The organism is Clostridia bacterium, assembly GCA_017620395.1.
Classification (GTDB): domain Bacteria; phylum Bacillota; class Clostridia; order Oscillospirales; family RGIG8002; genus RGIG8002.
This window is the reverse complement of the sequence record JAFZQJ010000022.1, coordinates 41694-67114: the sequence shown is the minus strand read 5'-3', so window position 1 is coordinate 67114 and position 25421 is coordinate 41694. Positions and strand designations below refer to the sequence as shown.

Below are 25421 nucleotides of genomic sequence, written 5' to 3'. Positions count from 1 at the left end.
AGTCAACGACCGGTCGGAGTCAGCTCCGACCGGTCGTATTGCTTAGATTGTGTTTGTTGTACAGTTCGCAATCTGAGATGCGCAGGTCTTTGAAGTAAAATTCTTTATCGCGTTCGCCGATGGGGCGGAGGACGCGGCAGGGAACGCCCACGGCGACCACGTTTGAGGGAATATCCTTCGTTACCACGCTTCCGGCGCCTATCACGCTGTTGTCGCCGATGCTCACGCCGGGCAGAATAACGCTTCCGGTTCCGATCCAGCAGCATTTGCCGATATGAACGGGCGCGTTGTACTGATACTGCTTTTCGCGGAGCTCCGGAAGAATCGGGTGCGCGGCGGTGCAAACGGTTACGTTTGGTCCGAACTTGGTATTGTCACCCACGTATATATGGGTATCGTCAACCAGCGTCAGATTGAAATTAGCGTAAATATTGCTGCCGAAATGGACGTGCTTTCCGCCGAAATTAGCGTGAAAAGGCGGCTCGATGTAGCAGTTTTCTCCGATCTCCGCGAACATCTCTCTGAGCATTTCCGCGCGCTTGTTCAGCTCGGTCGGACGCGTCGCGTTGAAGTCGTACAGCTTGTCAAGACACGCGATCTGCTCCTTGAACAGATCTTCATCCATAGGATAATAAAGCTTTCGGGAGTGCATTTTTTCTTTGATATCCATATCCGTTACAGAGCGAAATTACCGTCGATAAAGACCGGCGTTTCTTTGCCGTCCGCGCCGACGCCGACGATCGAAAGGTCGGCCGTTCCGACCATAAAGTCCTCGTGCGTGACGGAGGAGTTGAGTCCGGCGGCGTTCAGCTCTTCGCGCGACATGGACGCTCCGCCCGTGACGCAGGGATAAGCGTCGCCGAACGCGAGGTGGCAGGAAGCGTTTTCGTCAAAGAGCGTGTTGTAAAACAGCGTTTTCATATCGGATATCGGCGATTTGAAGGGGACGAGGGCGACTTCGCCGAGGTAACTCGCGCCTTCGTCGACAGCGATCGCGGCTTTGAGGATATCTTCGTTTGTCTTTGCCGTCGCGTTTACTATCCTGCCGTCTTTGAATTCCATAACGATGCCGTCGATGACGTTGCCGTCCTTGACCAGCGGCATAGAGGCGACGACTCTGCCGTTGACTCCGTCGCGCTTCGGCGCGGTGAAGACTTCTTCGGTCGGCATATTCGCGACGAAGGCCTGTCCTTTGGTCGTAACTTCGCTGCCCCCGAGCCATACGTGGTTATCGGGCAGTTCTATCGTCAGATCGGTGCCTATGGAATTAGAGTAGCGCAGCTTTTTGAAGGCGAGGGAAGTGAGCTTTTCACATCTCGCAGCGAGCGTAGCGATATGCTCGCGCCAGCGCTCGACCGCGTTTCCGCTGCCGTCGATGCGAAGCGCGGAGAATATCTTGCTCCACAAGTCGTCGACGGCTTCTTCGTCGGACAGGTCGGGCGATACTTTTTTCGCCCACGATACAATCGGAATCGAAGCGACGCACCACGGGAAGTCGTTGCGCATCTGCATATTGCGGTAGTCTTCCATAGCGGCGCCCGCGACGCGCTCCCATCCGAGCAGGCGGGCGGGATCGACGCCCTTCATGCTTTCCGGGTCGGACGCATAGATTGCAAGCTTTGCCGCGCCGTCGTCCGCAAGATCCATAAGGAAGTCGCGTCTCCATGACGGGAATGATTCAAAAACCTTGTCTTCGGCGCGAAGGAACTTCTCGCGCGCGAGGTAGTCGTCAGACCAGTTCACGACCACTTCCGCGCAGCCGGCATCGTAGGCGGCTGTTGCGCAAAGGCGCACAAACTCAGCGCAGTCGACCGGTGCGTTGATGAGAAGGCGCTGGCCTTTTCGGATATTCACGCCGACTTCAACGAGAAGCCGCGCGTATTCCGTGAGCATTTCTTTGTTAATCATAGATATCACCTCAAAGTATCGTCACGCCGGTTTTTGAAGGCGTGGTTATATATGACAGTATCGGCTTGTGGAGGCGCTTTTTGCATTTTTCCGCGATGATGCGCGAATCGAAAACGCCGAAGACGGATGTTCCGCTGCCGGACATGCAGGCCGCTTTCGCGCCGTTTTCGAGGAACTTTTCGGCGATATGCCCGACTGTGCCGACGCAGCTTTCGGTTATCGGCTGAAGCTTATTCGCCATATGCAGGCACAGTGTGTCGAGGTCTCCTTCGTTGAGCGCGTTGACGGCGGCGGCGTTATTTACTTCGGGAAGCGCTCCGCTGTATTCGTCATATAACGCGAACGCTTTAGGGGTAGACATTCCTCGCAACGGCTTCGCGATGAGAATATAGCAGTCGGGCATATCGGGAAGCTTCGTTATTATTTCGCCGACGCCTTCGCAGAGCGCCGTGCCGCCCGTAAGGCAGAAGGGGACGTCCGCGCCGAGTTTCAAACCAAGCTCTTTTAGTTCGTCAAGCGAGAGCCCGCAATCGAAGAATTTATTCAGACCGACGAGCACCGCCGCGGCGTCCGCGCTTCCTCCGGCAAGTCCGGCTGAAACGGGTATGCGCTTCTTCAGGTCGATATGCACGTTGTGCGGCAGCGACATGGCATCAAGAAACAACCTCGCGGTCTTGAACACGAGGTTGTTTTCGTTTACGGGTATGCGCGTGCTTCCGGATGAAAAGAGGATTCCTTCGGAAATGCCGTCGATGGTTATTACGTCCGCGAGCGCGACCGACTGCATTATCATCGAAAGAGAGTGGTATCCGTTATCCGTGAAGCCCGTCACGTCGAGCGTGAGGTTTATTTTCGCGTGAGCCTTGAGAGTTATCATTTCTTCAGTTCGGCAATGAACGCGCCAATCCTTTCGAGAGCTTCAACAAGGTGGTTGACGGAGTAAGAATAGGAAATGCGGACGAAACCTTCGCCCGAAGCGCCGAAGGCGTTTCCCGGTACGACCGCGACCTTCTTTGAATGGAGCAGACGGGTGCAGAACTCTTCGCTCGTCAGCCCGAGTTTTGAGACGTTCGGGAAAACGTAGAACGCTCCGAGCGGCTCGAAGCAGGGAAGCCCGAGCTTGCGGAGTCCGTCGACAACAAGTTTGCGGCGCATATCGTAGCTTTCGCGCATATGCGCGATATCTTCGTCGCCGTCGCGCAGCGCCTCTATCGCGGCGTACTGCGCGGACGTGGGCGCGCACATGATGCAGAACTGATGTATCTTCAGCATCTGCTTGAGTATCGGCGCCGGAGCGCAGGCGTAGCCGAGACGCCAGCCGGTCATCGCGTACGCTTTCGAGAATCCGCTGACAAGCACGGTACGCTCGCGCATACCGTCTATCGAGGCGATGGAAACGTGACCTTCGCCGGTATAGGTGAGTTCGCCGTAGATCTCGTCGGATAGGATCATTATATCCGTTTCGCGCAGGAAACCCGCGAGAGCTTCGAGGTCGCTTTTGCGCATTACCGCGCCGGTCGGGTTGTTCGGGAAGGGAAGTACGAGCAGTTTGGTTTTTGGCGTAATAAGCGGCTTAACGTCGTCGACTGTCAGCCGGAAGTCGTTTTCCTCACGCGTGGGAACCGGAACGGGAACGCCGCCCGCGAGTGACGTTATCGGCGAATAACAGACGAAGGACGGCTCCGGAATGAGAACTTCGTCGCCCGGAGAAACCAGCGCGCGTATCGCTATATCTATCGCTTCGCTGCCGCCTACGGTAACGACGACTTCGGATTTCGGATCGTAATTTAGCCCGAAGCGCCGCGAAAGGTAGCGGCTGATTTCATCGCAAAGAGGAGCAAGGCCGCGGTTGGCGGTGTAGAACGTCTTGCCCGTTTCAAGCGAATATATGCCCGCTTCGCGGATGTGCCACGGGGTCATGAAGTCGGGTTCTCCGACGCCGAGCGTGATAACGTCGTCCATCTCGGCGGCGATGTCGAAGAATCTTCTTATGCCCGAGGGTTTGATTGCGCATACCGCGGGGTTGAGAATCTTATCGTAATCCATCAGAATAAGCCTTCCTCACGGACGGGCGGCTCGTTTTCGACGAAGACGACGCCGTCGTCCTTATATTTCTTCAGCATAAAGTGCGTCGCGCAGGAAAGTATCTGCTCCAGCGGCGCGAGGCGGGAAGAAACGAAGGTAGCGACGTCCTTCAGCGTCTTTCCCTCGACGACCGCGAGGAAATCGTATGCGCCGGAAACCAGATACAGGCTCTTAACCTCGGGGAACTGGAAGATACGCTCGGCGACGGCCTCGAAGCCGTGTCCGCGCTGAGGAGTGACCTTGATCTCTATAAGCGCGGTGGTGGTGTCCTTTTCGGTTTTGTCCCAGTTGACTACGGCGGAGTAGCAAACGATGGTCTTGTTCTTTTCGAGTTCCGCAACGGTTTTCGCGACCTCGTCGACGCTCATTCCGAGCATACTGGCGAGTTGTTCGTTTGTCAGTTTGGCGTTGCTTTTGAGCAGTTCAAGCAGTTTCAGCATTTTGTTTTCCTCCGTTTCATATATCAGAATTCAACGAGCTTAGGCTTGCGGTCGTTATAGACTGTGTAATGAGTAAATCCGGCGGCTTTCGCGATATCGACTGCGGCGTTGAAGTCCGCGGCGACGACGTCTGCGGTGTGTGCGTCGGAGCCGAACGTGATCATTTCGCCGCCGAAAGACTTATAAAGACGCACGAATTCCGGCCAGGGGTCGGTGAGCCTGTAATCGTGGTTACGGACTCCGCCGGTGTTGATTTCGAGAGCTCTTCCGGTATCCGCCACAAGTCGCAATATACGGCTTATCTCTTTATCAAAGAGCGAAAGGTCTTTAATTCCGAGAAATCCCTTGTAGCGCATGGGATAGGTCAGATGCGCGAGCACGTCGAAGTCGCAGGTCTCGCACATTTCAATAAGCTCCTCGAAGTACATCCTCAGCATGCCTTCGGGATCGGGAAGGGCGTCCATAAAGTAGAAATCGACGTTTCCGCGGATATTGTGCATCGACCCGAGCAGACAGTCGAATTTGTAATTGTCAAGCAGATGGCGTTCATCGTCGTGATTCTGCGTCGCTTCGCCGACCTCTGCGCCTCTTTTGACCTTGAGCACCGGCTCGAATTCAAGAGCCGCCCGCTCTATAGAAGCATAGGATGCGGCGAGGACGTCGCGGCATTCCTTGTATCCGCAGTCGTAATGGTCAGTTATACATATTTCGGAAAGTCCCGCCTTGACCGCGGCGGAGCAGACGTTGAAGATATTTTCCTTGGAATCGGGCGAAGCTTCCGTGTGCGTATGATAGTCCGCGAGCCTCTTGATTTCATCGGTCGCAAAGGGGGACGGAAGCGGCGCGGGATTCGTTCTTTCGATAGTTGCAAGCGTACTCATAAAAACCTCTAAAAACTTGATTTTATTATTGAAAAGTGCATTTCAGCGTGATATAATGAGATGATAGAGTAGGCGAAAGCGTATTTCTTTGATTTGTTAAGTATATTATAAGCGCCGAATCCTCATTTTGCAATACCAAAAGGAGATTTTGGAATGAAAAGATTCTTTTCCGTCATAATTGCCCTTTCGCTGGTTGCGTCGCTTTTCATAATCGCGCCGGTAACCGCGAAAGCGTTATATAAAGTGAAAATCGCCTGCATAGGCGACAGCATTACCGACGGCGGCTTTATACCCGGATACGGATATCCCGACGGACAGGGGCTCGACGACCCTCGCTGCTATCCGAAGCAGCTTGAAGCCCTTCTCGGTGAGAATTACGAGGTTAAGAACTTTGGCGACAGCGGCAGAACGCTGATGAGCACCGCCGATTATCCTTATATTTCCGCTCCCGGAGAATTGTATCGCGAAAGCCTTCAGTACGATGCCGACATCGTTCTTATTATGCTCGGCACTAACGACGCCAAGGTTACAAATGATCCGAATACGACAAACTGGAAAGAGGATAGCCCGCAGCAGTTCAAGACCGATCTGGAGGCGCTTATCGAGGTTTATCGCAACCTGCCGAGTCATCCGACGGTTTACGTTCTGACTTCGCCCACCGCGTTCAACGGCGGCAATTACAACATTGTTCCCGCCAACGTTGACACGATAGCGGAACTGCAGCGCGAGGTTGCCGCGGATCTCAACGCTCCTCTTATCGATATGCACGCGCTCACGGCTGATATGGGTTCTTATTTCAGTGATAATATCCACCCGAATCAGGCGGGATACGCCCGTTTGGCGCAGCTTGTGTATAACGAGCTTGTGCCGACTTTCGCGGCGCCTTCCGCGCCTGTCGACGTCAGAGTCGTGAGCAACGGCAGCGGCAGATCGATCCTTTCCTGGACGACAGGCAACAAGGGCGGACTGCCTACGCTATATTTCAAGGTCTACATAGACGGCGAGTTCGTCGCGGATTTCGAACGCACGACTTATACCGCGAAAAACCTCACAAACGGCAGCGTATATGATTTCAACGTGACAGCCGTCAATTCGCTCGGCGAATCCGTTTTTTCGGAAACCGTGCAGCTTCAACCTACCGCGCAGGACCCTAAAGTCACCGGCGTTACCGACGGCGCCGTGTACGACCTCGCCGAAGGAGCTCCGGCCGCAAGCTGGAAGGTCGCGACTTCCGCGACGCTCGACGGCGTTGAATACGTCAAGGAAACCGCTGTAACGGAGCTCGGCGAGCATACGCTTGTCGTCACAAACGACAACGTCGTCGTCACAATAACGTTCACTGTCGTAAACTCCGCGTTTACACCCGGAGATATGGACGGAGACGGCGTTATCACCGTCGCGGACGCGCTCAGAGTTCTGCGGATCGCCGCGAAGCTCGCCGAAGAGACTGCCGAAGCGATCGCGGTAGGCGATATGGATTGCGACGGAAGTATTACCGTTTCCGATGCGCTTATCGTTCTGCGTATTGCGGCCGGACTCGCTTGATAAACCCGCTTACCCGTCTGCGTTGCGAAGGAGAATGATTTATGAAAAGATTATCGGCTTTTTTAATCGCCGTCTCCGTTGCGTTATCCGTATTGGTCGGATTCCCGGTTGTTTCAAAAGGGCTTTATAAGGCGAAGATCGCCTGCGTGGGAGACAGCATTACATACGGTTACGGACTCGACGATCCGCGAAGCTACCCGTCTCAGCTCGGGGAGCTTTTGAAGGACAGCTACGAAGTGAAGAATTTCGGCGCCGGCGGTAAAACGCTGATGAGCACCGGAGACACTCCTTATACGCAATATATCGAGTATCAGCCAAGTCTCGATTATGAAGGCGATATCGTTCTGATAATGCTCGGCACGAATGACGCCAAGTATTATAACTGGGATCCGGATTCTTCTCCGGCCGTTCTGAAGCGCGAACTGAAACAACTCGTTCAGACTTACCGCGATCTGCCGAGCAAACCCGCAGTGTTCATCATGACGTCCCCGACGCTTTTTGAGGGTTGCCACTTCCATTTCATACCGTCTAATGTTGATACGATCGCGCAGCTGCAGCGCGAAGTCGCCGAGGAGATCGGCGCTCCGCTTATCGATTTGCATACCTTCACGGCTGATATGGAGGAGTACTTCGAAGATAAGATCCACCCGAATGCCGAAGGCTACGCTTTGATTGCGGATTATATCGACGACATAATCCTCGCATATGAAGGGACGCTTCCGGGAGCACCGAAAGATCCGTATGTTTTCAGGAATTCAAGCGGAAGATCCACCGTTATGTGGAGCACCGGTCCGAAGGGCGGAGTGCCGATACTATCTTTCAACGTATATCTCGACGGCGTGTTTTACGCCAATAAACTCACTAACAGCGTCACCGTAAGTAAACTGACGAACGGTCAGACTTATGAGGTGACTGTTACGTCGGTGAATGCTAACGGCGAATCGGCGCATTCCGAGGCCGTAATCATCGAACCGACTGCAGACAATCCGGGCGTAACCGGCGTTGAAGATTCTGCCGTGTACGACCTTGCCGACGGTGCGCCGAAGGCCGGTTGGAAAAAAGCCACGTCCGCAACTCTTGACGGCGCTGATTACGTTAAAGACACCGAGATTACGGAGCTTGGCGAACACACGCTCATCGTCACCAACGATAACGTTGTTGTCACCATAAGATTTACCGTAATCAATTCCGCGTTTTTGCCCGGCGATATGGACGGCGACGGAGAAATCACCGTTTCTGACGCGCTTCGCGTCCTTCGTGTTGCCGCAAAGCTTGCCGACGAGACGGCTGACGCGCTCCTGATCGGCGATATGGACGGTGACGGAGAAATCACCGTTTCTGACGCGCTTCGCGTCCTTCGTATTGCCGCAAAGCTTGCGTAAAGGGGAGGAAGTCATGAAAAGGGCGTTATCTATACTGATATTTATTGCGATAGTAATTTCCGTATGCGCCGTTGCTCCGTTCACCGCCGGAGCCGCCCAAACAATTAAAATCGCATGCGTGGGCGACAGTATCACGTACGGCTACGGTTTGACGAGCGAAATGAGCTACCCGTTCAAGCTCGGAACATACCTTGGATCGAACTACGAGGTAACTAACTTCGGCGAGGGCAGCGCTACCATGCTTTCAGACGGTAAAAAGCCGTATATCGGTCTTGATATTTATCAGCAGAGCCTGCAGTACGATTGCGACATAGTCGTTATCATGCTCGGCACGAACGACGGCAAGGAGTTTAACTGGGAAGGCAGTAATCCGAAAATAAACAAGTTCAAAAGCGAGCTTTCCGATCTGATTGATACTTACCGCGCGCTTCCTACTCATCCGACCGTCTACGTAATGACGTCACCCACGGTTTTTGAAAACGGCAGTTACGGTATCGTTCCCGCAAGAGTTGCTGAGATTTCCGGGCTTCAGAAGGAAGTTGCGGCGGAAAAAGGATGCCCGGTGATCGATATGCACTCGCTTACCGCCGATCAGAAGGACAAATTCCGCGATGATTACGTGCATCCGCTCGAATCCGGATACGATTTTATTGCGCAGAAGGTGGCGGAGCATATTCGGGCTTATCCCGGGCGTGCTCCCGGAGTACCGCACGATCTCGGAGTGAGAGACGGCGCAAAAAGCACGATAGTTTCGTGGGAAATGACGGATAAGGGCGATCTGCCCGCGATTTCTTTTAACATCTATGTAAATGGCGAGCTTGCGGCGACAAGCTCAGGACAGGTCGCGAGGATAGGGAAGCTTGTCAACGGACAGGAATATGAGATCCGCGTTTCCGCCGTCAACGCCGCCGGAGAATCTCCTCTTTCGGAGCCGGTGCTTGCGCATCCTACCGCCGCCGATCCGAAGGTGACCGGAGTTGAAGACGGCGCCGTGTACGACCTTGCGGACGGAGCCCCTTCGGCGAGTTGGAAAAACGCCACTTCAGCGACGCTCGACGGAGTTGAATACGTAAAAGGCACGGAAATTGTTTCCGTCGGCGAACACGAGCTTGTTGTGGTGAATGATAACGTCGTTGTAACCGTTCGATTCACTATTGTTAATTCCGCATTCAGCGCCGGAGACGTCGACTGTGACGGCGAAGTAACGGTCGCGGACGCGCTCAGCGTGCTTCGCGTCGCCGCCAGGCTCGCGCCTGAAACGCCCGAGGTGCTTCGCATTGCCGATATGGACGGCGACGGATTTATCACGGTTTCCGACGCGTTGAGAGTCCTTCGCATAGCCGCGAAGCTCGCGTGAGGAAACGCTCATGAGTATATACGTAATAAGCGGGCATTACGGAAGCGGCAAGACGAATATTTCGATCAATCTTGCCTATAAGTTTCTCAAACAGGGAAGCGTAGCGATATTCGATCTCGACGTCGTCAATCCGTACTTTCGAACGGCGGATTTTACGGAAAAGATGCGCGGCGACGGGATAACCGTCGTTGCTCCCGTGTTTGCGAATACGAATCTTGACACCCCCGCCTTGACCGGTGAGTTCAGCAATATCTACACCGGAATCTACGACAACGTCATCGTGGACGTCGGCGGAGACGATTCCGGAGCCTTCGCCCTGGGGCAATACGCCGAAGGAATAGCGAAAAGCGGTTCATGGCAGCATTGGTACGTCGTCAACTTTATGCGCACGCTGACGTTGACAAACGCCGATAACATTGAGCTTATGCGCGAAATAGAGAACGCGGGCAAGCTGCCGTTTACCGGAATAATAAACAACACAAATCTCGGCGCCGAAACAACCGCCGAGCTCGTCAGAGAATCGGTCAAAAAAGCGAAATCTCTTTCCGAGGCGTCGAATCTCCCGTTGCTTTATACCTCCGTTGACGACGGAATCGAATGCGGAATCGTCGATTCGCCTGTTATAACGATTAAAATAACGACCAAGCGTTATTGGTAAGGCCACAACGATCAAGATCGTTGACATAGACTCAATCTGAAGGGAAGTAAGAAAATGGCAAAAATCACAGTAGACGAAAACGTCTGTAAGGGATGCGGTCTTTGCGCGGACGCCTGTCCGAAAAAGATAATCAAGCTCTCTGACAGCAAATTCAACAAAAAGGGCTATCCCGTCGCGGAAATGACTGACGAGGGAAGCTGCATCGGCTGCGCTTTCTGCGCGACCATGTGCCCTGATACGGCTATAACTGTCGAAAAGTAGAAAGGAAGATGACAGAATGAGCGAAAAAGTATTGATGAAGGGCAACGAAGCCGTTGCAGAATCGGCGATAAGAGCCGGCTGCAGACACTTCTTCGGCTATCCGATAACGCCTCAGACGGAAGTTGCGGCGTATTTCGCGAAGCGTATGCCCAAAATCGGCGGAACGTATCTCCAGGCGGAGAGCGAGATCGCCGCGATAAACATGGTGCTCGGAGCCGGCGGCTCCGGCGCGAGAGCGATGACTTCTTCGTCTTCGCCCGGAATCAGCCTTAAAACCGAGGGTATTTCTTATATCTGCGGTTCCGACGTTCCGTGCGTTATTATGAACATCGAGCGCGGCGGCCCCGGACTCGGCGGAATACAGCCCTCTCAGTCCGACTATTATCAGGCGACGAAGGCTCCGGGCCACGGCGATCTTCACGTCATTGTCCTCGCTCCGTCCGGAGTTCAGGAGATGGCGGACATCACCTATAACGCCTTCGATCTCGCGGAAAAATACCGTATGCCTTGCCTTATCCTCGGCGACGGCATACTGGGGCAGATGATGGAGCCCGTGGAGCTTCCCGAGCCAAAGGAAGTCTCGGCGGCCGATAAGCCCTGGGCCGCCTGCGGTCACGGAAACAAGCGTGAGCACAATATCATCAACTCGCTTTACCTCGACCCCGCGGAGCTTGAAAACAAGGTGAGAGCGAGATATGAGCGTTACGCGCAGATAGAGGAAAACGAGGTCCGTTTCGAAGAGTATAAGACCGAGGACGCCGATATCGTCATAACCGCGTTCGGCGCTACCTCCAGAGTCGCCAAAAGCGCGATCAATACCGCGCGCGATATGGGAATAAAGGCGGGACTTATCCGTCCCATCACGCTTTGGCCGTTCCCGAAAAAGATCATAGCGAAGCGTGCCGAAACGGCAAAAGCGTTCCTTTCGGTCGAAATGAATATGGGGCAGATGGTCGACGACGTCCGTCTCGCCGTCAACGGCAAAAAGCCCGTATACTTCTTCGGCCGCACCGGCGGAATCGTTCCCACGGCGGAAGAGATCATCGCCGAGCTTGAAAAGATCAACGGAGGTGCGAAATGAGCGTAGTATTCAAAAAGTCAAGTATGCTGACCGATGCGCCGCTGTCGTATTGCCCCGGCTGCACTCACGGAATAATCACACGCCTCGTCGCGGAGGTCGTTGACGAGATGGGACTCGCCGGCGATACCATCGGTATCGCGCCGGTCGGATGCTCCGTCCTCGCGTACAACTTCTTCTCCTGCGATATGATCCAGGCGCCTCACGGACGCGCTCCGGCAGTCGCTACCGGCGTTAAGAGAGCGCATCCCGACAAGACCGTTTTCACCTATCAGGGAGACGGAGACCTTGCCGCGATAGGCACCGCCGAAACGATCCATTCCGGTGCACGCGGAGAAAATATATGCATTTTCTTCGTCAACAACGCTATCTACGGCATGACCGGCGGTCAGGTGGCTCCTACCAGTCTTCCGGGACAGGTCACGCAGACCACGCCTTACGGGCGCGACGTCAAGTATTCCGGCAACCCCATCCGCGTATGCGAAATGATGGCTACGGTTACCGGTACGGCTTATGTTGAAAGAGTTGCGGTCGACTGCGTCAAGAACGTCCGCCACGCAAAGGAAGCCATACGCAAGGCGTTCACCATGCAGCAGGAGAAGAAAGGGCTTTCGCTCGTCGAATTCCTTTCCACCTGCCCGACGAACTGGGGGCTCACCCCGGTCAAAGCGCTTGAGTGGCTTCGCGAGAACCTCATGGCGTATTATCCGCTCGGCGTTTATAAAGACGTCACCGCAGAGGAGGAAGCGAAATGATTGACACCAGTATCATAATCGCCGGTTTCGGCGGGCAGGGAATACTCTTTACCGGCAAGGTGCTCGCTTACGCGGGAATGGTTGACGGCATCAATGTTTCGCACCTGCCGTCATACGGTCCCGAAATGCGCGGCGGCACCGCCAACTGCACCGTCTGCCTCTGCGAAGAGCCCGTCGCTTCTCCGCTCGTGACGCGCCCCGATATGATCATCGTCATGAATCAGCCCTCTTATGACAAGTTTAAGGGCAGCGTGAAAAAGGGCGGAAAGATATTCCTCGACAGCTCGCTCATTTCCGAGTGGGCGGAAGTTGAAGGCGTGGATACTTTCGCTGTTCCCGCGACCGAGCTTGCGAGAAACAACGATCTGAAAGGCCTCGCCAACATGATAATGCTCGGCAAGGTTCTTAAAGAGACCGGCATTTTCGGCGTTCCGGAAATCGAGGCCGGACTTAAAAAGGCCGTTCCCGAGAAGAAGGCGCACCTGATACCCTCCAACGTCAAAGCCGTCGAACTCGGTATGTCGCTATGACCGGACGTATCGGAGCGGTTATCGCCGCAGGGGGAAGCTCGAGCCGTATGAACGGCCCGGATAAGATGTTCGCACGCATCGGCGGGATACCGGTGATTGCGCGAGCCTGCCTTGCCTTCGAGGCGAACGGTAACGTTTCCGAAATCGTTGTAGTTGCAAAAAGTGATAACGTCGCCGCCGTCAGGGAAATCCTTGACGGCTGCGGCATTTCAAAGCTGAAGGCGGTCGTCGCGGGCGGCGAAACGCGCACTGAATCCGTCAGAAACGGCGTGAACCGGCTTTCCGATTGCGAGTATATCGCTATCCACGACGGCGCGCGTCCTTTTGTATCGCAAAAACTGATTAATGAATGCGCGGAAACCGCGTATGAACACGGATCTGCTGTTCCTGTTATACCTTCTTTTGACACTCTTAAAACCGTCTCGGACGGAGTCGTTACCGGAACAGTAGACAGAAGCGCCGTTTACCGTGTGCAAACACCGCAGATCTTCAAAACGGAGCTTTACGTCAAAGCGCTTGACAAGTTTGCCGACAGCGGATTCACGGACGACTGCGCCATGCTTGAAGAGGCAGGTGAAAACGTCGCAGTTTGCGGCGGCGACGAGGAGAATATCAAAATCACCGTGCCGTCAGACTTGAAATACGGTACATTCCTTGCGGAAGGGGATAATAAAGTGATAAGAACCGGTTTCGGATATGACGTACACCGCCTCGTCGAAGGCAGAAAACTTATCCTTTGCGGAGTCGACGTTCCGTTTGAAAAAGGGCTGCTCGGACATTCCGACGCCGACGTTGCGCTTCACGCGCTTATGGACGCGCTTCTCGGCGCCGCTGCGCTTGGCGATATCGGAAAGTTTTTTCCTGATAACGACGAGAAATACGCCGGCATCAGCAGTATAAAGCTGCTTGAAACAGTCGTTGACAATCTCGCGTCAAACAAGTATACAATCCATAGTATTGACATAACTATTGTCGCGCAGCGGCCGAAGATATGTTCATATATTGACGAAATGCGCCGCAACGTTGCTTTTGCCTGCAGGATCGACGTCGGCTTCGTCAGCGTAAAAGCGACCACCGAAGAGGGACTCGGATTCACCGGCGCCGGTGACGGGATTTCGGCTTATGCAGTTTGTTCAATAAGCAAATAAACGTTTGAAACGGTACTTGATTACGCCGTTCGCTTGAGCGTTATGCTCTGCGAACGGCGTTTTTCCGTTCAGTCGGTTTGCGCGTGATGATTTCTCATTCAAGCGCCGCGCATATAATGGATGGGTGATGATAAATGAAAAAGATATTATTCAGATCGATGTCCGCGGCTCTCAACGCCGCTGACGTATTAAAATCACACGGTATAGTATCGCGTCCCGTCAGAGGCGGTAACGCAAAATGCGGATGCTGCGTCGAACTTGTGCTCGGCGGCGGTACGTTTTCCGAGGCGGAGCGGATACTCGACGCACACGCCTTCAGATTTGAAGCGAGTGAATGACTTGATTTACTTTGATAACGCCGCGACGACCTTCCCGAAGCCGCCGGTTGTTTGGAATACCGCGCTTTATACGGCGCGGAACAGATGCGGAAATCCGGGCAGAGGAGGACACGCGCTTGCCCGCGCTGCCGACTCTGAGGTCTATCGCTGCAGAAAGGCGCTGAAAGAATACTTCAACGCGGCTTCAGTACAAAACGTGGTTTTTACCCAGAACGCAACCACCGCACTGAACACGTGTATCTTGGGGCTGATAAGACCGGGAGACCGCGTTATAACTACCGACTATGAGCATAATTCCGTCAGACGTCCGCTTCACAGTCTCAATAACGTCAAAGTCATAAAGGCTTGCGTTGATTTTGATAACGACGACGCTACAGTTTCCGAATTCGGCAGACTTATCGGCGAAGGCGCGGATTGGCTTGTCGTTTCGCACGCGTCCAACGTCTGGGGGAAAACGATACCTCTTCGCGATATCTGCCGCATTGCGCGTTCGCGAGGAACCAGGGTTATAGTTGACGCGGCGCAGACGGCGGGCTATCTGAAAATCGACGTTTCGGATTATTGTATAGATTATCTTTGCGCGCCCGGGCATAAAGGCATGTACGGTCCGCAGGGGACCGGCTTTATAATTCTGAACGGCAAGACGCCGAAGCCTTTGTTCACCGGAGGGACCGGCAGCAATTCTTTGTCTGCCGAACAGCCCGATTACCCTCCTGACGCACTTGAAAGCGGCACTCTGAACGTTCCTGCGATCAGCGGGCTCTGTCAGGGAGTCGGATTCCTGACGTTTGTCGGAACAGATAAGCTGCACAAGCGTGAAATGTCACTTGTGCGAAAAGCTTATGCGGGATTAAAACGTATAAAAGAAGTAACGCTTTACACTTCCGAGCCGACAAATAGCGACGCGCCGGTTCTTTCTTTTAACATTGGCGCCAAGACGTCATTTGAGGCTGCCGAGCTTTACGACAGACACGGGATATGCCTCCGCGCCGGCTATCACTGCGCGCCTGACGCGCATGAAAAATTCGGAACTATGGCATACGGAACCGTCAGATTGAGCGTCGGAGCGTTCAATACCGCCTCTGAAATTGATAAATTCCTTGAAATTACGCAAAAAATCTCAAAATAATCAACAAATATAATTGCGTGTTGGGAAAAAGTATGATAAAATATAAGCGGGAAGAGTCCGGATACAAACGGGCAATTAAAGCGAAAGGATGACAAGTCGAATATGACGATACAACTATTCGGTCTTTCACCGATATATGTTCAATGGAACGATCTGCTCGATATACTGATCGTTGCATTCGTCGTATACAAAGCAATCAAGCTTTTCAAAGAAACGCGGGCAATTCAGCTTCTGAAGGGCGTTGCTCTGCTGGTGGCCGCGTTTTTTGTTTCGGGCTGGCTCGAACTGAGAAGCTTGAACTTTATTCTGAGGAATACGCTTGAGATCGGCTTGTTTGCGCTTATAGTTCTTTTCCAGCCGGAGTTGAAACGCGCTCTTGAAAGACTCGGCGGACGCCGGCTTCGCAAATTCTTCGGTTTTCGTTCGTCCGGCGAGGAAGCGGATATAAAAACCCTGAATATGATCGACTCTCTCTGCGAGGCGGTAGGCTACTTCAAGGAGACAAAAACCGGCGCGCTAATAGTTATAGAGAGAACGACGCCTATAGGGGATATAATCGCTACGGGAACCGCTATCGACGCCGAGATCTCGGCACGCCTTCTCGAAAACATTTTCTATAAAGGCGCGGCTCTCCACGACGGAGCCGCCGTTATCCGGGACAATAAGATTTGCGCCGCGGGTTGTCTGCTTCCGCTTTCACAGAATATGTCTATCAGCGCTGAACTCGGCACTCGCCACCGCGCCGCGATAGGCATGAGCGAAAACAGCGACGCGGTTGTGATAATCGTTTCAGAGGAATCCGGTTATATATCCGTTGCGCTTGGCGGAGGTCTTCAGAAGAACCTGTCAAAAGAGCAGCTCAACTCTAAGCTCAGAACGATGCTCCTTCCGAATACCGGCGAACGCGGAAGATTCTTCCGCTCGCAGAAAGGGGGCAAGCAATAATGAAGACCGATATTAAGGCGAAAATCAGATCCTGGTTCACCAAAGACAAGATACTGCTTTACGTACTGTCGTTTGTTGTTGCTGTTGCGCTCTGGGCGGCGATTATTTTCTACGTTGACCCGGATACAACCATTGTTATCCATGACGTTCCGGTCAACATCAGCACAAGCTCGCAGGAAGCGGTTTCGCTTTCCATTGTTTCGGGCAAGATAGAAACTGTCGATATCGAAGTAAAAGCTCCCCGAAGTCAGGTCCCGTCATTAAGCGCTGACAGCTTTACGGCTGAGATCGATTTGTCCGGAGAAACAAAATCAGGCACTTATGAAAAAGCGATCGAGGTTTCATCCGGCAGCGAATTTGTTAAAATTATTTCCGTTTCCCCGGCTTCGACGACAATAGTGCTTGACGTTACTGAGAGCAAGACGTTTACGATAGAAGTGGACGACGGCGGTTATGCCGCTCCGGAGGGGTATTATATCGCTTCTCCGTCGCTTTCTTCGAACAGCGTCAAGATTACGGGACCGAAGGCTGTTGTCGATAGTATCGACAGGGCGGTAGTAAATGTTGAGATAGAAGAGGAAAGCGTAGGAATAATCGTATTCAAGGACTGCGAAATCAACTTCCTTGATAAGGATATGAATAAGGTCGATATAGAATCAGCCGCCGCGGATATAGACAGAGTGACGGTCTCCGTTCCTATCATCAGATGGAAGAAAGTGCCTATGAAGCTTGATTTCATAAACGCTCCTTCGCTGACGGGCAACTTCTATGATTTGACTTATTCAATAGGCGACGAGAAGTATCATAAGCTTGACGATATTGAGATCGCCGCGACTGACGGTGTATTTGATGATATAACCGAAATCAATATCGGCGCCATTGATTTCTCGAAGATTTATACAAAGAGCTACACGACCGAGTTTACCGTTGAAATGCCTTCTGGAGTAACGAATATTTCCGGAATAACGACCGTCGGCGTTACGATTGAGTTTTCGAGCATGACGACTGACAGCATTACGCTGATGCCTGATCAAATAGTGGTAAAGAGCGTACCGTCAGGGAAGACCGCGGAGATAACGTCCAAGTCTATGCGCGTTACAATCTGCGGAGCGTTTGATTCTGTCAGGCTTGCCAAAGAAGGCGGCGTTCGCGCGACTGTAAGCTTGCCCGCAACCGCCGCGGGAATACGCGAATACCCCGTATCGATAGATTTCGGAGAACTTGAGAACGTTTGGGTCTATGTTTCTGAGGGCGCGTCGGTCCCCGCTGTGAACATCGAGATCAAATAGCACGCCATAATACAACGTCATCTCTCGCTCTTTAAGGGCGGGAGATGATGTTATACTCCGGCGGGATAAATCCTCCCGCGTGATTCTGTTAATGAAGTTTGAATATAAGAGGGAAGTTATGCGAAAAAACTGGATAGTTAAATCCGCTGACAAGAATGCGGAACGTTCGTTCATGTCGGATTTGGGACTGTCGCGTGTGACTGCAAGCGTATTGGCTTCGCGTGGATTCAGCGACGTTTCGGAAGCAAAAGAGTTTCTGTCTCCCGAAATCGCTTATACCGATCCGATGCTTATGACGGATATGGATAAAGCCGTTGAAAGAATTCGTTCGGCAATAAGCTCGCGTGAAACGATCGGCATTATCGGAGATTACGACGTCGACGGCATCACCGCGACAGCGATTCTATATAAGTACTTTACCCGCGCCGGCGTGAATACTGTTTATCATATACCCTCCCGTGAAGGAGAGGGGTACGGCATAAGTAAAGACACTCTCGGCACTATGAAGGAGCGCGGCTGCAGTCTTGTGATTTCCGTGGACTGCGGTATCACCGCGGTTGAAGAAGCCGAATATGCTCGTTCGATAGGTCTGGACATGATCGTTACGGATCATCATGAGGTCGGGGAAGTCATTCCTGACTGTGTTGCCGTAATCAATCCCAAGCGTCCGGGCGATACCTATTCGAATCAGAAACTTTCGGGCGTAGGTGTTGCATATAAGCTCGTCAGCGCAATCGGAGTGAGCGATCGTGATGATGAGTACATAGCTTTCGCTGCGCTCGGTACCCTTGCGGATATGATGCCCGTTTCGGGAGAAAACAGACGCATTATAATCAACGGGATGCAATACATTCAATCCGGTGTGAACGTAGGACTTACGGAGCTTATGAACAAGGCCGGTGTATCGCCGTCGCGCTTTAATTCTTTCTCCGTTTCGTTCATTCTCGCGCCGAGAATGAACGCTGCCGGCAGAATGGAAAGCGCGGAAACAGCATTAAAACTTCTTCTTGAAGACGACGCATACACCGCGGGACTTATTGCGGAAAAGCTCTGTTCCCTCAATAAACAGCGTCAGGAAACAGAGGCGGAAATATTCCGCCAGGCTATATCGATGATAGACAGTGACGACAGCTATAAAGATGATAATATTATCGTGCTTTTCAACGAGAATTGGCATCAGGGCGTTATCGGCATTGTTGCAGCCAAAATAACGGAGAAGTATGAAAAACCCGCGATTCTGTTTACTCTTGCAAACGGAACGGGTAAGGGCTCGGGAAGAAGCGTTTCCGGATTTTCAATACATAAGGCCGTATCAGAATGCGCGGAAATGCTGACCAACTTCGGCGGTCATGAGTACGCGGTCGGTCTCGGGATAGAAACGGGCAGGATTCAGGAATTCAGAAAAAGAATCAACGATATAACGTCTCATATAGAAATACCAGTGAGGCGGCTTGAGATCGACGCGGAGATTTATCCGGAGGAGCTTTCGATCGCCACCGTGCGGGATATAGGGGTCCTTGAACCATACGGAGAAGGCAATCCGCAGCCCGTTTTCGTTATACGCGACGCGAAGCTGACGTATATGAAGGTCGTGGGCGAAAAACACACCCGCGTCACTTTCCGTTGCGGGGTAAACAGTTTCGACTCGATATTCTACAATACTCTTCCGGAAACGCTTGACGTTTCGACCGGAGATACGGTCGATATTGCGTTTGCGCTCGGCATTAATGAATATAACGGTCAGGAAAACCTGCAGATTGTTGTTAAAGACATTTCATCTGCCGGCACGTTCGATGAGGATATGGAGCGTTTCAGGAAGGTTGAAACAAGCGGCGTGCTTGAGGACGGTAATGACTTCCCGTGTTTTTCCGATTTTGAGCGTGTTTACAGGGCGCTTCTTAGATCCGGAAACGGCTCGCTTCGTCCGGATGCATTTGCTGCCGAACTTTCCGTCGGCGGCGAAAAAATCTCAACTCTCAAGCTTCTGATTATCCTTTCCGTATTTTCAGAGCTTTCGCTCGTGAATATATCGAATAGCGGTTCTTCGCTTGAATACAGCGTTATAAAGGACGCGCCGAAGACCGAGCTGACTCGTTCAGAACTACTGAGGAGACTAAAGCAAAATGACTGAATTAGAAACTATGTGGAAGCAGCTGGAAGATAAACTGCGTTCCACGGGGCTCCCTTATGAATATGACAGGATCAAGCTTGCATTTGAAACTGCAGCCAAAGCTCACGGTGAACAGCGCAGAAAGACAGGCGAGCTTTATATTCACCATCCTGTCGAGGTTGCCGTAATTCTCGCGGATATAAACCTTGATAACGAAAGCATAATGGCGGCTCTGCTCCATGACGTTGCCGAAGATACCGATATGACGATCGAGGATATCCGCAAGATGTTCGGCGATCAGGTCGCCGAGCTCGTCGACGGAGTTACAAAGCTCGGACAGATCTCGTATTTCACTTATGTCGAGCAACAGGTCGAAAATATGCGCAAGATGCTTATCGCGATGGCGAAGGACGCCCGCGTAATCATCATAAAGCTCGCCGACCGGCTTCATAACATGCGTACTATCGAAGGACTCGATCCCCAAAAGCAGCGCGACAAGGCAAAGGAAACGATGGAGATTTTCGCGCCGCTCGCTCACCGTCTCGGAATACAGCGCGTGAAGCACGAGCTGGAAGACAGAGCCGTTCACGTTCTCGACCCCGTAGGATGCCGCGAAATCGAAGAAGCGCTCGAGGAGCGCAGTCAGTCCCGCGACAAAATACTTGAGTCCATACGCCGCAAGCTCGAAGACCGTCTTTCAAGCTCCGGAATAAAGCTGCACATCGAGGGCAGACGCAAAAGCGTATATTCCATCTACCGCAAAATGTTCATGCAGGGCAAATCTCTGGATGAGATATACGATATTTTCGCTTACAGAATCATCGTTGATACAGTCGCCGACTGTTATGCGATACTCGGCATCGTTCACGACGAATTCACGCCTATAACCTCACGATTCAAGGACTATATTTCCACGCCGAAGCCGAATATGTATCAGTCTATCCATACCACTGTTGTCGGCAGCGAAGGTATTCCGTTTGAGGTCCAGATACGCACTTGGGAGATGCACTATACGGCTGAATACGGAATAGCCGCGCACTGGAAGTATAAATCCGGGGAAAAGAATACGAAGGATATCGAGGAGCGTCTTGCATGGGTAAGAAGGCTGCTTGAGAATCAGGAAGACGACGATCCGGAAGACGTTATGCAATCGCTGAAGCTCGATCTTTCGCTCGACGAGGTCTTCGTTTTCACGCCGAAAGGCGACGTCATAAACCTTCCCGCAGGCTCGTGCGTTATTGACTTCGCGTACGCCATCCACAGCGGCGTCGGCAACAGTATGGTCGGCGCAAAAGTCGGCGGAAAAATCGTTCCGTTCGACTACGTACTTCAGAACGGCGATATTGTTTCGATAATAACCACGTCCGCCGAAGGACACGGGCCAAGCCGCGACTGGCTGAAGCTGATCAAGACAAGCGAAGCGAGAAACAAGATACGCCAGTGGTTCAAAAAAGAGCGCCGCGAGGAAAACATAGAGCAGGGAAGATCCATGCTTGAGGCGGAGCTTCGGGCGAATCTTGTGAGTATTCCCGAAGAGAGCAGAGAAGACTTCCTCAACGGAATAGCGCAGATATATAAGTATCCGAACGCCACGGAGCTTTATAACGCTATCGGATACGGCGGGATCAGCGTATCGCGAATGATTCCGAAAATCAAAGAGGAGTTCACCAAGCAGTTCCGCGACGTTGAGATTCAGTCTCATACGGTTTCCTCTCAGAAAAAGGTTTCCGGCGGCGTTATCATAGAAGGACTCGACAACTGCCTCGTTAAGTTCGCGAAATGCTGCAACCCAGTTCCGGGCGACGACATAATAGGATTCGTCACACGCGGATACGGCGTTTCTGTTCACAGAAAAGACTGCCGCGTCATAAACGACCACATAAAGAGCAACGGCAATGAACGGATTCTACGCGCGTCCTGGGCCGCGAGCGCGAACGAGCGCTTCATCGCCTCGATTAAAATAGTCGCGCACGACAGATACGGACTTCTTGCCGATATAACGCAAATCTGCGCTCAGATGCACCTGCTGCTGACCTATGTCAATTCGCGTCTTTCAAAGGACGGCTCGGTCGTTACCGATATAACGCTCGAGGTTGAGAGCTCTTCGCATCTCGAGCAGATTTGCTCCCGACTCGAAAAAATCAGCGGAGTAAGCGAGATAAAGAGAGTATAGCCATCGGAGAATACAGATGAAGTTTGAACATATAGGACACACCTATATACAATACGCCGAAAACGTCGCCAGATTATTTTTCAAAGACAACGCAGACGCAACAATCAAAACGAAGCTCTCGCGTGGGGGCGGCGAAACGCGGCTGACCGCGTCGGTTTACTTCGATGGTAAGACAGAAAGCGCCGCGATTATTGTTAACAACGATTCGCCCTCTTATATCAAGGATTGTAAACACGGGCTCGGGGTATGCGTATATAACGCCTGCCGCAGTTTAACCGGAAAGGATATGCCTTTCGGAGTGCTCTGCGGAGTACGTCCGGCAAAAATAGCGACCGATATCCTGCTTGCCGGAGGAACCGAGGAAGACGCATACGGTCATTACGTTAACGACTTAAAAGTCTTTCCCGAGAAAGCGCGTTCCTGCGTAGCCGTCGCGGCGGAGCAGAAGGATATCCTCGCGGAAAACACCGAGAATCATTGCAATCTTTACGTATCGATTCCGTTCTGTCCGAGCAGATGCGGTTACTGTTCTTTTGTCAGCCATTCCATAGAAAGAGCGGGGAAGCTGCTTGAGCCTTATATCGATCTTCTGCTTCGGGAAATAAGCGCTACGGCGGAGCTCGTCCGCGACGCGGGACTTGAAAACCGCGCCGTCTACGTCGGCGGCGGAACGCCGGGTATTCTCACGGTCGAGCAGATAAACCGTCTTTGCGACGCCGTCAACACGTACTTCGGCGGGTACTCGGAGTTTACGTACGAATTCGGCAGGGCGGACGTGGCGTCTCAGGAAAAGTTCTCCGCTCTCAAGCGCGCCGGAGTTACGCGTATATGTATAAACCCTCAGATACTGTCGGATGAAGTGCTTGAAAAAAACGGCCGCCGGCATACCGTAGCGCAGTTTTACGAGGCTTTTGCCGCGGCGAGAGATGCGGGGTTCGACAACATCAACTGCGACGTGATCGCAGGGCTTCCGTATTCAACGACCGAGCTTTTCGCCGATACCGTCAGGCGCCTTACCGCGCTCGGAGCCGACGATATAACGATGCACACGCTTGCCATCAAACGCTCATCCGGATATTACGAAAACTCGCTCAGCATTGATGACGCGCTCGCCGCGGATTCTTTCGCCGCGGCCGAAGCGATCATTCACGAAGCCGGATACCGCGAATACTATATGTACCGTCAGAAACGGGCCGGCGCAAATCTCGAAAACAAGGGCTATGCGCTTCCCGGTAAAAAGAGCGTGTACAACATACTTATGATGAGCGACGCCGCCACGGTTTTTTCCGTCGGCGCGGGCGGTATAACCAAGATCGTCGCGGACGGGGGAAAGACCATAAAGCGCATATGCAATTACAAGTATCCGTACGAGTATATTAACAAACCCGAAAAAACAGAGGACAATCTTAAGTTCATAAAAAGCTTTTATAAATCACGCGGAGGGAAACAAGATGTCTGATAAAATCATCGACTTGAAATCAGTGATAGCGGCGTATAACAGCGATCCGCAAGCCTGTATCGCGGAAGCTGAGAACAATTACGTCTCCCAGCTGAAAAACATATCCCAAAGGATCATAAACAGCGATCCGCGGCGCGACGTTCTGCTCATTTCGGGGCCGTCGAGCTCCGGCAAAAGCACGACCGCCGAGAATCTCAACAAATTCCTCACCGCCGGCGGTGTGGATTGTATCTCCATGTCCACAGACGATTTCTTTTTTGACAGGGATGAGATGAACGCTTACGCGGCGGGATTCGACTTTGAATCGCCGACGATCGTCAACGAACTGCTTATGCTCGATAAGATAAACGAGCTGATAACGCGCGGAGAGGCCTATATTCCGCGTTTCGACTTTATAAGCGGCCGGAAGGCATACAAGTCGCATAAGGAAACTCTCAGCGAACACGGCGTTATAATCATCGAGGGGATACACGCGCTCAACAAGGACGTTATCGAGATGGGAAAGGAATTTGACACCGTCAGAGTATACGTTTCCACCGCTTCGAGCGTAGCGTTCGGCAACGAAACTATCTCCGGAAGCACGATGCGCCTTGCCCGCCGTATCGTTCGCGACCATAAATTCAGAGGATCGCACCTCGAACGCACGGTCGATATGTGGGAAAGCGTCTGCGCCGGAGAAGCCAAGCATATCGCTCCGTATATGCCGACCGCCGATTACGTTATTGATACGCTTCTTCCTTATGAGGCGTTTATGTTCAAGAACGAAATGACGGAGCTGATAAATAAAGCTTATCGCAAATACGCTCACGATCCCGATATCGAGGCGCTTGCGAGACTTTACGATATTTGCCCCGAGGGCGACCGCGATCTCGTTCCGTACGATTCGCTCCTCAGAGAGTTCATCGGCGGAGGAATATATGGCTGATTTGAAGCGTTCCGACTACTACTATGATTTGCCGGAGGAGCTGATCGCCCAAACCCCCGCCGAAAAACGCGATTATTCCCGGCTCATGACGGTAGACCGACGCACCGGCGAAACGGGCGACAGGCATTTTTTCGATATAATCGACCTTCTGAACCCCGGAGATTGTCTCGTGCTGAATAATACCAAAGTGATTCCCGCGAGGATATTCGGAAAGAACACCGCCGGACGGGAGTTCGAAGCTCTGCTGCTCCGCGACAGGGGAGACGACGTCTGGGAATGTCTGCTCCGTCCGGCGCGAAAAGCAAAAGAGAACGAACCGATATTCTTCGGCGGCGGGCTTACGGGAAAAGTCGTCGGCGTTATAGAAGACGGCAATCGCCTTGTCAAGTTTGACTACGACGGTATTTTCAACGAAATACTCGACCGTGTCGGTACCGCGCCGCTGCCGCCGTATATAAAGAGCCGCGCCTCCGATCCGTCGCGCTACCAGACGGTGTACGCGCGGTTCGACGGATCCGCCGCCGCTCCGACCGCGGGGCTTCATTTCACGGACGAACTGCTTGACAGGATCCGCGCAAAAGGCGTCGATACGGCGTTTCTGACGCTTCACGTGGGCCTCGGCACGTTCCGTCCCGTAAAAGAAGACGACCTTACGAAACACGTTATGCACAGCGAGTGGTACGAGCTGCCTGAGGATGCCGCCGTTAAAATCAACGCCGCCAAAAAGCGCGGCGGCCGCGTCGTTTCCGTCGGGACGACAAGCTGCCGAACGCTCGAAACCGTCGCGTCAAAGTTCGGCGAAATACGCGCAGACAGCGGGGAGACGAGCATCTTCATATATCCCGGCTACGAGTTCAAATGTATCGACGCGCTGATAACCAATTTTCACCTTCCGGAGAGCACGCTTATAATGCTGGTTTCCGCGTTTTCGAGTCGCGAGATTATACTTAACGCATATAAAGAAGCAGTTGAAAAGAAATACAGATTCTTTTCGTTCGGTGACGCTATGTTCTTGTATTGAGGTA

General features: G+C 52.6%; 24 protein-coding genes. 18 read left to right on the top strand and 6 right to left on the bottom strand.

What is annotated here, in order from left to right; translation table 11 throughout:
- Nucleotides 1–19: 19 nt before the first annotated feature.
- Genes J5441_04345 through J5441_04320 form a run of 6 tightly spaced genes read right to left on the bottom strand, consistent with a single transcriptional unit; the run spans nucleotide 20 to nucleotide 5314 of the window.
- Complete coding sequence (locus J5441_04345) at nucleotides 20–670, bottom strand: sugar O-acetyltransferase (protein ID MBO4934384.1); 651 nt, start codon at nucleotides 668–670, stop codon at nucleotides 20–22.
- Nucleotides 671–675: 5 nt separating this feature from the next.
- Nucleotides 676–1908, bottom strand: coding sequence for an aminopeptidase (locus tag J5441_04340; GenBank protein ID MBO4934383.1), 1233 nt, complete (start codon nucleotides 1906–1908; stop codon nucleotides 676–678).
- A gap of 10 nt (nucleotides 1909–1918) precedes the next feature.
- Nucleotides 1919–2785, bottom strand: a complete 867-nt coding sequence (locus J5441_04335) for a 4-(cytidine 5'-diphospho)-2-C-methyl-D-erythritol kinase (GenBank protein MBO4934382.1) — start codon at nucleotides 2783–2785, stop codon at nucleotides 1919–1921.
- Entirely contained in the window at nucleotides 2782–3954 is a 1173-nt protein-coding gene (locus tag J5441_04330) for an aminotransferase class I/II-fold pyridoxal phosphate-dependent enzyme (protein ID MBO4934381.1), read from the bottom strand. Before J5441_04330 ends, J5441_04335 begins: the two co-directional genes overlap by 4 nt.
- Nucleotides 3954–4433 (bottom strand): Lrp/AsnC family transcriptional regulator, encoded by a 480-nt coding sequence (locus J5441_04325; GenBank protein ID MBO4934380.1) that lies wholly within the window; start codon nucleotides 4431–4433, stop codon nucleotides 3954–3956. The genes J5441_04330 and J5441_04325 overlap by 1 nt, the downstream gene beginning before the upstream one ends.
- 23 nt (nucleotides 4434–4456) lie before the next feature.
- Nucleotides 4457–5314 (bottom strand): histidinol-phosphatase HisJ family protein, encoded by an 858-nt coding sequence (locus tag J5441_04320; GenBank protein MBO4934379.1) that lies wholly within the window; start codon nucleotides 5312–5314, stop codon nucleotides 4457–4459.
- Nucleotides 5315–5467: 153 nt separating this feature from the next.
- Here J5441_04320 and J5441_04315 point away from each other — a divergent pair, with 153 nt between their 5' ends.
- From J5441_04315 to queA, 18 genes are all read left to right on the top strand, one after another.
- Complete coding sequence (locus J5441_04315; protein MBO4934378.1) at nucleotides 5468–6859, top strand: hypothetical protein; 1392 nt, start codon at nucleotides 5468–5470, stop codon at nucleotides 6857–6859.
- Nucleotides 6860–6900: 41 nt separating this feature from the next.
- Nucleotides 6901–8241: a hypothetical protein gene (locus tag J5441_04310; GenBank protein MBO4934377.1), complete on the top strand. Its 1341-nt coding sequence runs from the start codon at nucleotides 6901–6903 to the stop codon at nucleotides 8239–8241.
- 13 nt (nucleotides 8242–8254) lie between these two features.
- Nucleotides 8255–9598, top strand: a complete 1344-nt coding sequence (locus J5441_04305; protein MBO4934376.1) for a hypothetical protein — start codon at nucleotides 8255–8257, stop codon at nucleotides 9596–9598.
- A 10-nt stretch (nucleotides 9599–9608) separates the two neighbouring features.
- Nucleotides 9609–10256 (top strand): hypothetical protein, encoded by a 648-nt coding sequence (locus J5441_04300; GenBank protein MBO4934375.1) that lies wholly within the window; start codon nucleotides 9609–9611, stop codon nucleotides 10254–10256.
- Between the two features lie 54 nt (nucleotides 10257–10310).
- Nucleotides 10311–10517 (top strand): 4Fe-4S dicluster domain-containing protein, encoded by a 207-nt coding sequence (locus J5441_04295; protein MBO4934374.1) that lies wholly within the window; start codon nucleotides 10311–10313, stop codon nucleotides 10515–10517.
- A gap of 16 nt (nucleotides 10518–10533) precedes the next feature.
- Nucleotides 10534–11598 (top strand): 3-methyl-2-oxobutanoate dehydrogenase subunit VorB, encoded by a 1065-nt coding sequence (locus tag J5441_04290; protein ID MBO4934373.1) that lies wholly within the window; start codon nucleotides 10534–10536, stop codon nucleotides 11596–11598.
- Entirely contained in the window at nucleotides 11595–12350 is a 756-nt protein-coding gene (locus J5441_04285; protein MBO4934372.1) for a 2-oxoglutarate oxidoreductase, read from the top strand. Before J5441_04290 ends, J5441_04285 begins: the two co-directional genes overlap by 4 nt.
- On the top strand, nucleotides 12347–12880 hold the full coding sequence (locus J5441_04280) for a 2-oxoacid:acceptor oxidoreductase family protein (protein ID MBO4934371.1): 534 nt from the start codon (nucleotides 12347–12349) through the stop codon (nucleotides 12878–12880). The genes J5441_04285 and J5441_04280 overlap by 4 nt, the downstream gene beginning before the upstream one ends.
- Entirely contained in the window at nucleotides 12877–14028 is a 1152-nt protein-coding gene (locus J5441_04275; GenBank protein MBO4934370.1) for a 2-C-methyl-D-erythritol 2,4-cyclodiphosphate synthase, read from the top strand. Before J5441_04280 ends, J5441_04275 begins: the two co-directional genes overlap by 4 nt.
- Nucleotides 14029–14162: 134 nt before the next feature.
- Nucleotides 14163–14366: a hypothetical protein gene (locus tag J5441_04270; protein MBO4934369.1), complete on the top strand. Its 204-nt coding sequence runs from the start codon at nucleotides 14163–14165 to the stop codon at nucleotides 14364–14366.
- Between the two features lies 1 nt (nucleotide 14367).
- On the top strand, nucleotides 14368–15495 hold the full coding sequence (locus tag J5441_04265) for an aminotransferase class V-fold PLP-dependent enzyme (protein ID MBO4934368.1): 1128 nt from the start codon (nucleotides 14368–14370) through the stop codon (nucleotides 15493–15495).
- Between the two features lie 102 nt (nucleotides 15496–15597).
- Nucleotides 15598–16440 carry a diadenylate cyclase CdaA gene (gene cdaA, locus J5441_04260; protein MBO4934367.1) on the top strand — a complete coding sequence of 281 codons (843 nt, stop codon included), beginning with the start codon at nucleotides 15598–15600 and terminating at the stop codon, nucleotides 16438–16440.
- Complete coding sequence (locus J5441_04255) at nucleotides 16440–17729, top strand: hypothetical protein (GenBank protein ID MBO4934366.1); 1290 nt, start codon at nucleotides 16440–16442, stop codon at nucleotides 17727–17729. The genes cdaA and J5441_04255 overlap by 1 nt, the downstream gene beginning before the upstream one ends.
- A 118-nt stretch (nucleotides 17730–17847) precedes the next feature.
- Nucleotides 17848–19860, top strand: coding sequence for a single-stranded-DNA-specific exonuclease RecJ (gene recJ / locus J5441_04250; protein ID MBO4934365.1), 2013 nt, complete (start codon nucleotides 17848–17850; stop codon nucleotides 19858–19860).
- Nucleotides 19853–22012, top strand: a complete 2160-nt coding sequence (locus J5441_04245) for a bifunctional (p)ppGpp synthetase/guanosine-3',5'-bis(diphosphate) 3'-pyrophosphohydrolase (protein MBO4934364.1) — start codon at nucleotides 19853–19855, stop codon at nucleotides 22010–22012. Before recJ ends, J5441_04245 begins: the two co-directional genes overlap by 8 nt.
- A 16-nt stretch (nucleotides 22013–22028) precedes the next feature.
- Nucleotides 22029–23471 (top strand): coproporphyrinogen dehydrogenase HemZ, encoded by a 1443-nt coding sequence (hemZ, locus tag J5441_04240; protein MBO4934363.1) that lies wholly within the window; start codon nucleotides 22029–22031, stop codon nucleotides 23469–23471.
- Nucleotides 23464–24396 carry a hypothetical protein gene (locus J5441_04235; protein MBO4934362.1) on the top strand — a complete coding sequence of 311 codons (933 nt, stop codon included), beginning with the start codon at nucleotides 23464–23466 and terminating at the stop codon, nucleotides 24394–24396. The genes hemZ and J5441_04235 overlap by 8 nt, the downstream gene beginning before the upstream one ends.
- Nucleotides 24389–25417 carry a tRNA preQ1(34) S-adenosylmethionine ribosyltransferase-isomerase QueA gene (gene queA, locus J5441_04230; GenBank protein MBO4934361.1) on the top strand — a complete coding sequence of 343 codons (1029 nt, stop codon included), beginning with the start codon at nucleotides 24389–24391 and terminating at the stop codon, nucleotides 25415–25417. Before J5441_04235 ends, queA begins: the two co-directional genes overlap by 8 nt.
- Nucleotides 25418–25421: the final 4 nt, after the last annotated feature.